10 protein-coding genes are annotated in these 10,762 nt (G+C 70.0%); 3 read left to right on the forward strand and 7 right to left on the reverse strand.

What is annotated here, in order from left to right; translation table 11 throughout:
• Nucleotides 1-204 precede the first annotated feature (204 nt).
• From CQ044_RS14920 to CQ044_RS14935, 4 genes are all read right to left on the reverse strand, one after another.
• Nucleotides 205-576 carry a type II toxin-antitoxin system PemK/MazF family toxin gene (locus CQ044_RS14920; RefSeq protein ID WP_258133331.1) on the reverse strand — a complete coding sequence of 124 codons (372 nt, stop codon included), beginning with the start codon at nt 574-576 and terminating at the stop codon, nt 205-207.
• 68 nt (nt 577-644) lie between these two features.
• Nucleotides 645-1,085: a hypothetical protein gene (locus tag CQ044_RS14925; protein ID WP_105689190.1), complete on the reverse strand. Its 441-nt coding sequence runs from the start codon at nt 1,083-1,085 to the stop codon at nt 645-647.
• A 183-nt stretch (nt 1,086-1,268) separates the two neighbouring features.
• Nucleotides 1,269-2,432, reverse strand: a complete 1,164-nt coding sequence (locus CQ044_RS14930) for an acyl-CoA dehydrogenase family protein (protein WP_105689191.1) — start codon at nt 2,430-2,432, stop codon at nt 1,269-1,271.
• Between the two features lie 208 nt (nt 2,433-2,640).
• Entirely contained in the window at nt 2,641-3,609 is a 969-nt protein-coding gene (locus CQ044_RS14935; protein WP_258133332.1) for a D-alanyl-D-alanine carboxypeptidase family protein, read from the reverse strand.
• Nucleotides 3,610-3,706: 97 nt separating this feature from the next.
• Between CQ044_RS14935 and CQ044_RS14940 the strand changes: the two genes are divergently transcribed.
• On the forward strand, nt 3,707-4,822 hold the full coding sequence (locus CQ044_RS14940) for an Rv2578c family radical SAM protein (RefSeq protein WP_105689192.1): 1,116 nt from the start codon (nt 3,707-3,709) through the stop codon (nt 4,820-4,822).
• Between the two features lie 133 nt (nt 4,823-4,955).
• Here CQ044_RS14940 and CQ044_RS14945 read toward each other — a convergent pair whose 3' ends face one another.
• The gene (locus tag CQ044_RS14945) at nt 4,956-5,801 is read right to left on the reverse strand and encodes a phospholipase (RefSeq protein WP_105689193.1); all 846 of its coding nucleotides are present in this window, start codon (nt 5,799-5,801) and stop codon (nt 4,956-4,958) included.
• Nucleotides 5,802-6,043: 242 nt separating this feature from the next.
• Between CQ044_RS14945 and CQ044_RS14950 the strand changes: the two genes are divergently transcribed.
• Nucleotides 6,044-6,523 carry a GNAT family N-acetyltransferase gene (locus CQ044_RS14950; protein ID WP_105689194.1) on the forward strand — a complete coding sequence of 160 codons (480 nt, stop codon included), beginning with the start codon at nt 6,044-6,046 and terminating at the stop codon, nt 6,521-6,523.
• Nucleotides 6,524-6,628: 105 nt separating this feature from the next.
• Here CQ044_RS14950 and CQ044_RS14955 read toward each other — a convergent pair whose 3' ends face one another.
• On the reverse strand, nt 6,629-8,857 hold the full coding sequence (locus tag CQ044_RS14955) for a DEAD/DEAH box helicase (RefSeq protein ID WP_105689195.1): 2,229 nt from the start codon (nt 8,855-8,857) through the stop codon (nt 6,629-6,631).
• 280 nt (nt 8,858-9,137) lie between these two features.
• Between CQ044_RS14955 and CQ044_RS14960 the strand changes: the two genes are divergently transcribed.
• Nucleotides 9,138-10,040 (forward strand): aldose 1-epimerase family protein, encoded by a 903-nt coding sequence (locus tag CQ044_RS14960; protein WP_105689196.1) that lies wholly within the window; start codon nt 9,138-9,140, stop codon nt 10,038-10,040.
• Nucleotides 10,041-10,102: 62 nt separating this feature from the next.
• Here the strand turns inward: CQ044_RS14960 and CQ044_RS19630 are convergent.
• Nucleotides 10,103-10,762 (reverse strand): HNH endonuclease signature motif containing protein (locus CQ044_RS19630; protein WP_181158335.1); only part of this gene is annotated, 660 nt, incomplete at its 5' end.

A 10,762-nucleotide genomic window follows, 5' to 3' on the forward strand; every position in this document is an offset into this window, starting at 1 on the left:
TCTTCTACTCAGTGATGTTGACTACCGGTAGACAGTAACACTGAGTACCGGTACATAGCAACACTGAATACCAAACTTTTTCCGACGCCAGAGATCGCCTCCCTCCGACGGTCGCTGCCACGATCGGCACGCAGCAGGACGCCCCGGGATCCGGGTGATCTCGGGGCGTTCGCGAAGGACGGCAGCAGGGCGCGTGCGGTGCCGTCAGAGTGCGAGATGGAGGCGGAGCGCCTCGTCGAGAGCTCCCATGAGCTCTGCAGGCACCCAGCCGACGGGGCGGGCGATGCGAGCGACGGCAATGGTGCGCACCCGCTCCGCCTGGGCTTTGACGTCGCGGTCAAGTCCGGTCGCCGCCGACGACAGCAGCACCTGGAACGGCAGGATCCGCACCGTGTTCGACGTCAGAGGGACGGCCGTCACGGTCGACCGATCACTCCGCACCGCGACCGCGTTGGCCGTGTTGTTGCTCACGATCACCGCAGGACGGGTCTTCTTCGCCTCGGATCCGACGGCGGGATCGAAGGAGACGAGCACGATCTGGCCGCGACGCAGAAAGGGAACGGTCGACACGCTCACGCGGACGCGAGCCCATCGCCCGCCACGACATCCCAGTCCTCGCCGTCTTGCTACCGTTCCGGCGGGCGTCACAGCACGTCGTCGGCGTGCAGCTGGCGCACACCGTGGGCGTGCAGCAGGAACTGTGCGCGCAACGGGATCCCGAGCAGCACGGCCTGCCGCTTCATCGCACGCGCCCAGACGCGGACGTCGTCCTCGACGGCCTCACCGCCCACCCGCTCCCACACCAGCACCACCGCCGCATTGCCGGTGAGCTCGCGGAGCATGCCGATCCGCTGGGACAGCAGGTGCGCGTGCGTCACCTCGCCGAGGTCCTCCGTCGTCACCGCCTCGATCGGATCCTCGGGGTAGTCGGCCATCGGCATCAGCGGCTCGCCGATCCGGCCCCGCCCGTCGATGAAGAGCAGCCAGAGCTGCCGCTGGCTCGCCTGCTGGAGCAGCAGCTCCAGGGCGTCGCGGAGGTCGTCGTCGCTTTCGAGCACGTGCTCGCGCAGTGATTCGGGGTTCATGACGCCAGCTTGACGGCGGGCCGGAGGGCCGCACGGCCCGTCTACGCAATCGGTGCGGAACTCCGCGAACGCCCGGATCGTGGAGGAGGATCCGCCCGCGCGGAGACCAGTCCCCGCCCACGCACGAACGCCCCCGGATCCAGGATCCGGGGGCGCCCTTCGACGAGTTCAGGGACCGAAAGGTCAGCGCTTGCCGACGATCTGGCGGCCGACGAGGTCGCGCATGATCTCGTTCGTGCCACCGTAGATGCGATGCACCCTGGCGTCGGTGAAGGCCTTCGCGATCGGGTACTCCATGATGTAGCCGTAGCCGCCGTGCAGCTGCACGCCGGTGTCGAGCACCTCCCACTCGCGGTCCGTCGTCCAGAACTTGACCTTCGCGGCGTCCTCCGCGGTGAGCTTGCTGTCCTTGTACGCCAGCAGCGCGCGGTCGACGTACGCCCACATCACCTCGGTCGTGGTCACCATGTCGGCCAGACGGAAGCGGGTGTTCTGGAAGTCTGCGATGCGCTCGCCGAAGGCCTCGCGGTCCTTGGTGTAGGCGATGGTCCAGGCCGTGGCGGCCTGTGCCGCGGCCGCGGCGGCCACGCCGATCGACAGGCGCTCGAGCGGCAGGTTCATCATCAGCTGGATGAAGCCCTGACCTTCCTTGCCGCTGATCAGATTCTCGTCGGGGATGAACACGTCCGTGAAGCTGAGCTCGGCCGTGTCCCAGCCGTGGAAGCCCATCTTGCTGAGCTTCTTGCCCTGATCGAAGCCCTCCATGCCCTTCTCGACGATCAGAAGGCTGAAGGCGTCGGGCCGGTTGCCCTCACCTGTCTTCACGAAGGTCACGACGATGTCGGCCGTGGTCCCCGAGGAGATGAAGGTCTTGGCGCCGTTGAGGATGTACCCGCCGTCGACCTTCTTCGCGTTGGTCTTGATGCCGCGGAGGTCGGAGCCCGCACCCGGATCGGTCATCGCGAGCGCGCCGAGCACTTCGCCGGTCGCCATGCGGGGCAGCCACTTCGCCTTCTGCTCCGGCGTGCCCATGTGCACGAGATACGGCACGGCCAGGTCGTCCTGGATCCCGAACGCGCCGGCAAGGGACCCGGCGCCCGCCGCGATGACCTCTTCCATCACGATGGTGCGGAAGCGGTAGTCCTGCAGCATCCCCGCGCCGCCGAACTCCTCGGGCACCGAGAGGCCGATCAGGCCGGCCTCACCCGCCGCGAGCATGGTGGCGCGATCGATCTCGCCGTCCGCCTCCCAGCGCTCGATGGCCTCGTTCGTGACGTGGCGGCCGATGAAGTCCTTGACGAGGCCCCGGAAGGCCTCGTGATCCTCGTCGTAGATGTCGCGTTCCATCGCGCTCCTCCAGATCGTGTGTGCGTCTTCGCACTCGCGATCCTACGCGGAAAGTCGGGGATATCGACTCGGATTGTGGGAATGCATCCCACCGGATGTGAGACTCGGTGTCACGCTTTGTGTGAACGCTCCAGCAGCGTCGGAAACCGCGTCGACGCGACTGCACACGCCTCAGGCCGGGTGCGGTGACGCGCGTCTGCGATGGCGGTCAGCCCAGGTAGGCGGGGGCCGCGGCGAGCCCGAAGAACTGCTCGAGCGTGGCGAATCCGCCATCGTGGTAGGCCGTCGCGAGCGGCACGCCGACGTAGCGCAGATGCCAGGGTTCCGGGTCGTAGCCGGTGATCGGGGTCTGGCCGGCGACGTAGCGGACGATGAAGCCGTACTGCCAGCCGTTCTCGGCGACCCAGGCGCCGGCCGCGGTGCCGCCGAAGGAGTCGATGTCACCGCAGCCGCCCGCGCAGGAGACGACGTCGGCGGCGAGGCCGGTCTGGTGCTCGCTGTGCCCGGGCCGCGCGGAGAGGGCGTCGCCCTGAGCCTGCCCGTAGGTCGCGACCTGGCCCGAGTAGGTCTGCACCTGGGTGTCGTACGAGCGGTAGCCGCTGGCCAGCGCGACCGAGCCCACCCCGGCGGCGTCCGCGGCCGCGGAGAGCTGGTTCAGAGCGTTCGCCGTGTCGGAGCGCAGCGAACCCGCGCCGTCGACCGAGAGAGCGGGATCCCCGAAGGACGTCGGCGCGAAGGTCACCGGGTTGAGCGGCCGGGCCTTGTTCACCACGACCCAGTCGCGGTGGGGGTCGGACAGATCGATGCAGGGCGCGTTGCCCGCAGCGACCGCGGCGCGGAACGCCGCTCCCCCGCCGAACGCCGCGACCACCGCATCATCGCCACCGGAGGCGAGCGCCTGCTGCACCGGCGTCTGCGCGCACGGGTTGCTGGCCGCGGTCGCGTGCAGCTGGACCGAGGGAAGGCTCGTCGCGGTCTGCGGCATCGCGACCTCTGCGACCCCTGCGACCTTTGCTTCCGCCGTGGCCTGGCCGCCGGGACCGGCGCTCGCCGAGCCGTCCGCGAGTGCCCAGAGCGCGCCGATCAGCGCGACCGCCAGGCCGATCGTGACGTACAGCCGGAACGTCACGCGCGGGTCCATGCGGCGCGCGCGAGTCGGGTGCCGCGGGTCTGCCACGGATCCATTCTCACCGCCAGACCTGAACGTCGGCGACATTCGAATCTTTCCACGAGTTTCGCTTGACTTGCCATCGTCGCTATGTTCGAATGTCTCCATGAGGTGGCAAGGGCAGAGGATCGACGAGACCGACGCGCAGGCGCTGCCCGGCATGGAGAACCGCACCGGGTTCCTGCGAACCGTGACGACGCCGGAGTTCGCGGGGATGACCTTCCACGAGGTGCTCGCGAAGTCGGCCCTGAACCATGTGCCCGGTCCATCGAAGATGCCGTTCAACTGGACGGTCAACCCGTACCGCGGATGCAGCCATGCCTGCGTGTACTGCTTCGCCCGGGGGACGCACACGTACCTGGACCTGGACGCGGGGCGGGACTTCGACTCGCAGATCGTGGTCAAGGTGAACGTGGTCGAGACCCTGGAGAAGGAGCTGCGCCGCGGATCCTGGAAGCACGAGACCGTCGCGCTCGGCACGAACACCGATCCGTATCAGCGCGCGGAGGGGCGATACCGGCTGATGCCGGGGATCATCGGCGCGCTGGCCGATTCCGGGACGCCCTTCTCGGTGCTCACCAAGGGCACGCTGATCCGCCGCGACATCCCTGTCCTCGTCGACGCCGCGGCCAGGGTGCCCGTCGACGTGCAGCTGTCGATCGCGATGTTCGACGAGACGCTTCGCGAGGCGATCGAGCACGGCGCTCCGTCCACGCAGGCGCGGCTCGACACCGTGCGCGCGCTCAGTGACGCCGGATTCCGGGTCGGGGTGTTCCTGATGCCGATCCTGCCGCACCTCACCGACTCGGTGGATGCGATCGACGGCGCCCTGCGGCGGATCAAGGAAGCCGGTGCCGACCATGTCATCTACGGCGCCCTGCATCTGCGTGCGGGCGTGAAGCCCTGGTTCCTGCAGTGGCTGTCGCAGCACAGGCCGGATCTGCTGTCGTCCTACCGGGTGCTGTATCCCGGATCTGCGGCGGAGGCGCCGAAGGACTACCGGAGGTGGCTCGCTCGACGGGTCAAGCCCCTGATCCGGATGCACGGGCTGGAGGCACGGCACTCCGACGATCGCCCGCTGCGGCGCAGCATGAGCGCGCCGGCTGAACCGGTCACGAACGCGATGCCGCTGTGGCTGTTCGAGCAGCCCGCAGCCGAACCCGCGGCGCCGTCGCGGTTCGGTGCGCCGCGGGCGCCTGAGCCGATGCCGACCCTGTTCTGAGGCATTGCGCGGGGGACGCCGAACGGGGCGGGCGCTCGATGCGCACCGCCCCGTTCGAGGTTCCGCGGAGGATGTCCTGTGTGGAGGATGTCCTGTGTGGAGGATGTCCCGGGAAGGGTGTCCCGCAGAGGGTTCAGTACCAGTTCGTGGCCTGCGAGTGGCCCCAGGCCGCGCAGGGGGTGCCGTAGACGCTGGAGATGTAGCCGAGGCCCCACGTGATCTGCGTGGTCGCGTTGGTCTGCCAGTCGTCCGCGACGGTCGCCATCTTGTCGCCGGGCAGCGCCTGCGGGATGCCGGTCGCGCCGGAGGAATTATAGGCCTGGTAGTCCCAGCCGGACTCCTTGTTCCACAGCGAGTTCAGGCACTGAAACTGGTCATCGCCCCAGCCGTACTGGCTCGCCATGATCTGCTGAGCCGCGGCGCGCGCGCCGTCCGGAGTGTTCGCGGCGGCCTGCGCCTCGGCGGCTGCCTGCGCGGCGGCAGCGGCCTGGGCGGCGGCGGCAGCAGCCGCGGCATCGGCCGCCTGCTTCTGTGCGACAGCGTTGTTCAGGTTGGTGCGCACCTCCGCGACCTGCGACTCCACCTTCTCGGAGTAGTCCGTGATCGCGACGGCGAGCGCGGTGTGCACGGCGCCCTTGTCGGAGACCGACTTCGACAGCACCTCGTGCGCCGAGGTCAGACCGGTCACGTCCACGAGCTTGCGCCCCTGGCCGAGATCGAGGCCGGCCGCCTTCACATCGGCGTTCACGGTGGCCGCGTCCGCCATCGCGGTCTTCGCGGTGTCGAGTGCGGCACGCACCTGCACCCGCTGGTTGTAGGCGGTCACATCGTCGACCGCGGCCACGGCCGGAGCGGCCGCGGCGACTGCGGGAGCGACGAGCACAGCACCCCCGACGGCGAGCGCGCCGAGCACGGCGGTCGCGCTGACGATGGTGATGGTCTTGCGGCGGGCAGAGCGGAAGAACGGGTTTCTCGACATGACGAAGTAACGATCCTTGAAGTCCTCGGTGCCGCTCGGGAAGCGGCGTCACGCCCTCGGGTCGGGCGTACAAGGTAACGATCCTGCATCACTGTTCCTGGGAGCCCACCGAGGATCCCGGGATGTAGCAAGATATTTTGCTCGAACTCTCAGGTTTCGAATTCGGCCGTTTCCGGCCCCTCGCCCTGCCCTTCTCATCGCGCCCGCACCGTCGTGTCCGAGGTTCCGGTTACTGTCGCCGCATGGTCACACTCCGCCCCTGGCAGCCCGAAGACCGGCCGCTGCTCGACCGTTTCAACACCCCGGAGATGACGGCGCATCTCGTCGGGCCCGAGACCCCGGAGGAGCTGGAGAAGCGGCATCGGCGCTATCTGTCCCTGGAGGGACCCGGCGGGATGCTCGTGATCTGCGACGGCGACGTCGCCGTCGGCTCGATCGGCTACTGGGAGAACGACGAGGATCCCGACGCCGTCGTATGGGAGACCGGGTGGAGCGTGCTCCCCGAGCAGCAGGGACGCGGCTACGCCGGGCAGGCGCTCCTCCAGCTCCTCGACATCGTGCGGGCGGACGGACGCCACTCCGAGATCCACGCTTACCCGGCCGTGGACAACGCACCCTCGAACGCGCTGTGCCGGCGCGCGGGCTTCGCGCTGCGCTCGACCCGCGCGTTCCCGTTCCGCGGCGAGGAGATCCTCAGCAACGACTGGGCGCTCGTCCTCTGACCGCGCGGGCGTCACAGAGATGCGAAAGAGCCGGGCGGGATCCGGAGTCATCAGGATCCCGCCCGGCTCTTTCGGCCGATGCTTCGCGGCGAAGCCGCGTCTCGATCAGGCGGTGAGGTCGGACGTCGACGGCATGCGGCCGGCGATCTCCTCGATGAGGTCGTCGCCGAGGCGCGCCTCCTCGAACGGCGCGTCGATCTCGGCGCGGTTCAGCAGCTCCGTCATGCGGCGACCGCGCGGGCGCGTGATCAGGGTCACAACCCGGCCGGAGTTGCCGGCGCGACCGGTGCGGCCGGCCCGGTGCAGGTACGTCTTGTACTCGTCGGGGGCGTCGGCCTGGACGACCAGGTCGATGTCGTCGACGTGGATGCCGCGGGCGGCGACGTCGGTCGCGACGAGCACGTTCACACGACCCGAGGTGAGCTTCTCCAGGTTGCGGGTGCGCTTGGCCTGGTTCAGGTCGCCGTGCAGCGAGACCGCGGGGATCCCGGCGTCCTCGAAGGCCTCGGCGAGCTGCTCGGCGTAGGCGCGGGTGCGGGAGAAGACCAGCGTGCGCCCGTCGCGATCGACGAGCGAGGTGAGGATCTCCGCCTTGTCGCGGTGCTCGATCACGAGGACGCGGTGCTCGATCGTGCCCGAGTCCTGCGTCTCGCCGGCGACCTCGAAGACGGCCGGGTCCACGAGGAACTCGTCCACCAGTGCGGCGACCTCGCGGTCCAGCGTGGCGGAGAACAGCAGCTTCTGGCTGCCCTCGCCGGTGTGCCGGAGGATCCGCTGCACCGGCTCGACGAAGCCGAGCTCGCACATGTGGTCCGCCTCATCCAGCACGGCGATGCGCACGTCGGAGAGGTCGAGCTTGCCTTGGTTGATCAGGTCCTCGATGCGACCGGGCGTGCCGATCACGATGTCGACGCCCTTCTTCAGCGCGCCGACCTGGCGCGCCTGCGGCACGCCGCCGTAGATCTGCGTCGTGAACAGGCCCACGCTGCGGGCGATCGGCTGCACGGTGCGGTCGATCTGCAGCGCGAGTTCGCGCGTCGGGGCGAGGATGATCGCGCGCGGGGTGCGCCCGAACTCGCGCTTCTTGCCCTTCTGCGACTGCAGGATGCTCTCCACGAGGGGGGCGCCGAAGGCGATGGTCTTGCCGGATCCGGTGCGCCCGCGGGCGAGCACGTCGCGACCCTGGAGCACCGCGGGGACCGACGCCGCCTGGATCGGGAACGGTGCCTCTGCACCCATGTTCGCCAGGATCTCGACGATGTTCGAGCCGAGTCCGAGGTCGCCGAAGGTCACATCCGCGACCTCTTCGGCCTGCACGGTCTGCGCCGCAAGGCGCTCGTGCACGACGTCCTCGAGCTGCTCGTGCTTCGGCGCACGGTCGGCGGTGCGGTTCCAGTCGCTGCGGCTCGGACCGTCGGTGCGGCGAGGGCGGTCGTCCCGGCGGGGACGGTCATCGCGATCGAAGCGCGCACGATCGCTGCGCTCGAAGCGCGGGCGCTCGGTCCGGTCATCGCGGCGCGTGCGGTCGTCACGATCGAAGCGCGGACGCTCGGTCCGGTCGTCACGGCGCGGGCGGTCGTCACGGTCGAAACGCGGACGGTCGCTGCGCTCGACACGCGGACGATCGCTGCGGTCGAAACGCGGACGGTCCGTCCGGTCATCCCGGCGCGGACGCTCGTCACGGTCGAAACGCGGACGGTCCGTCCGGTCATCGCGGCGGGGACGGTCGTCACGATCGAAACGAGGACGGTCGTTGCGATCGAAACGCGGACGATCGCTGCGGTCGAAACGCGGACGGTCGGTCCGGTCGTCCCGGCGCGGGCGGTCGTCACGATCGAAGCGCGGACGCTCGTCGCGACGGTGCGGGGCATCGACGCGGCCCGACTCGGCACGGTTGCGGATCGAGCGGGACTCGTCGCGGCCCGCCCTCTCCTGCGCCGACCAGCGGCGCTTCGGCTCGCGATCGCCGGCGGCGGGCTCGGCGCGGAAGCCGCGGTGGCCGGGCGAACGGCTGCCGGGGCGGGCATCCGCACGGCGGTCGTCGCGGGCCGGACGGGCGTCACGGTCGAAGCGGCCGCCACGGTCGTCGCGAGCAGGACGGGCGTCGCGAGCGGGACGGGCATCGCGGTCGAAGCGGCCGCCGCGGTCGTCGCGGGCCGGACGCGCGTCCGCGCGGCCGTACCGGTCTGCACGATCCGCGACGCCTCGAGCGGAGTCGCCGTCGCGTGCGGGGCGCCCCTGGTTGTAACGGTCGTGGAAGGAGGTCTTCTTCGCGTAGCGCGGCTCGAAGTTCGCCGAGGGGCGTCCGCCCTTGGGCTTGTGGTTCTTGGGCACGGGTATGTCCTTTGTCTGGTTCTCGCACGAGAACAGCGCCCCGCCGCCCTCGTAGGGCGCGGAGAAACCCGGGCAGTCGTCGGCCGGGGGCCATTCATGTGATGGATGAAGCGCTCGGCGATGTCCGCCGAACTCACCATCGGCCCCTGGGCTCACACACAATCGCAGCACCGCGCCCGCCGGGGATCCCGGAGTTCGCGGTCGCCCGAAGCCGACCGCGAAAGTCTACCCGAGCCACCTGGGAGCCCACCGCGTCACCCCGCCGCTCTACGATGGCGGCATGACCACTCCGACCGGCGTCCAGGTCCACCTCGAGGCGGACGGCGTCCGCGCGCAGATCTCGCAGGTCGGCGCAGCCCTCCGGCACCTCGTCGTCGGCGGCACCACGGTCGTCCCGCCCTACCCCGACGATCGCCCCGCGCCCGCCTGCTCCGGCGTCGTACTCGTGCCGTGGCCGAACCGGATCCGGGACGGCATCTGGGCCGACGGCGAGGAGACCAGGGCGCTGGCGATCACCGAGCCGAAGCTGAACAACGCGACCCACGGGCTGCTGCGCTACACCGCTTACGAGATCGCCGAGCAGGACGATGCGACCGTGCTGCTGCGCGCGAACGTGGTGCCGCAGATCGGCTACCCCTATCTGCTGGAGACGAGCGTGCGCTACACGCTCGGCACCGACGGCGTCACCGCGGAGCATACGATCGTGAACCGCTCGCAGGAAGCGGCGCCGGTCGCACTCGGCACCCACCCCTTCCTCACGATCTCCGGGGTCGACCCGAGGCAGCTGCTCCTGCGCATCCCCGCCGAGACCTTCTTCGAGACCGACGACCGGCTGCTGCCGATCGGGGAATCGCCGGTGTCGGGGGGTACGGACCTGCGCACCCCCCGACGCCTCGCCGAGGTGCAGCTCGACACCGGCTTCGCGACGCTCCACCGCGAGGACGACGGACGCGTGCACAGCACCCTCTCCGCCCCCGACGGCCGCACCGTCACGCTGTGGCAGGGGCCGGGTCTGGACTACCTGCAGGCCTACACGAACACGAACTACCCCGGCCAGGAGCTCGTGGTCGCCCTCGAGCCGATGTCGGCGCCCGCCGAGGCGTTCAACTCGGGCCGCGGGCTGCGCCGCCTGGCACCGGGCGAGGCCTGGACCGTGCAGTGGGGTGTGACGCTCACCGTCTGAGAGCGGGCGCCTGAGAGCGGGCGTCTGAGAATCGGCTCGCCCGATGGCGGGATCTTCGCGCGTCAGAATCCGGGAGTCTCTGGATCGGGTTCCGGGGGTGGGTCCGGGTCCTCGACCGTGAACGTCACCGGTGAAGGTGGCTTGTCGATGTAGGTCGCCCCGGTGGGGCTGGTCCACTCCAGGACCCCGGCGCCGCGTTGTTTCACTTTCCACGCGGTCTGATGCTTCAGGACGTGGTGGCGGCGGCAGAGCCCGCCGAGGTTGCCTTCCTCCGTAGACCCGCCGTACGCGGCGTCGATGGTGTGGTCGAGGTCCTGCGCGGCGGGTGGGAGCCCGCAGGTCGGGAACCGGCACCGGGAATCCCTCGCGTGCAGGAGCCGGCGGAGGTCGGCGTTGGGGCGGTAGTGGTCGACGGCGAGGATCGCCCCGGTGACAGGGTGGGTGAGGACGCGTTCCCAGGCGGTGGCTCCGCCGGCGAGGGTGCGGGCGGTGTGCGTGTCGATCGGCTGCCCGCCGGCGAGTTCCGCGGGCTGTTCGGTGCGCACACTGAAGGGGGCGCCGGATCGCGTCGGCGACTTTTGCCCGCGAGCGCCGGCGTTATCGGGCGTAAGCAGGGTGAGCACGGGCACGGTGACCTCGACCCGTGCCTGGATCGCGGACAGGAGCCCGGCGTCGGTGTCGTGCCCGGATGCTGCGCCGGTGAGCAGGGTGTCCGCGCACAA

It is taken from the genome of Microbacterium sp. MYb64 (assembly GCF_002979495.1).
Classification (GTDB): domain Bacteria; phylum Actinomycetota; class Actinomycetes; order Actinomycetales; family Microbacteriaceae; genus Microbacterium; species Microbacterium azadirachtae_A.

Coding starts and splice junctions, on each gene's coding strand:
- CQ044_RS14950 (WP_105689194.1), top strand. CDS start 6,044: ATGGTCACACTCCGCCCCTGGCAGCCCGAAGACCGGCCGCTGCTCGAC.
- CQ044_RS14940 (WP_105689192.1), top strand. CDS start 3,707: ATGAGGTGGCAAGGGCAGAGGATCGACGAGACCGACGCGCAGGCGCTG.
- CQ044_RS14925 (WP_105689190.1), bottom strand. CDS start 1,085: ATGAACCCCGAATCACTGCGCGAGCACGTGCTCGAAAGCGACGACGAC.
- CQ044_RS14945 (WP_105689193.1), bottom strand. CDS start 5,801: ATGTCGAGAAACCCGTTCTTCCGCTCTGCCCGCCGCAAGACCATCACC.
- CQ044_RS14960 (WP_105689196.1), top strand. CDS start 9,138: ATGACCACTCCGACCGGCGTCCAGGTCCACCTCGAGGCGGACGGCGTC.
- CQ044_RS14930 (WP_105689191.1), bottom strand. CDS start 2,432: ATGGAACGCGACATCTACGACGAGGATCACGAGGCCTTCCGGGGCCTC.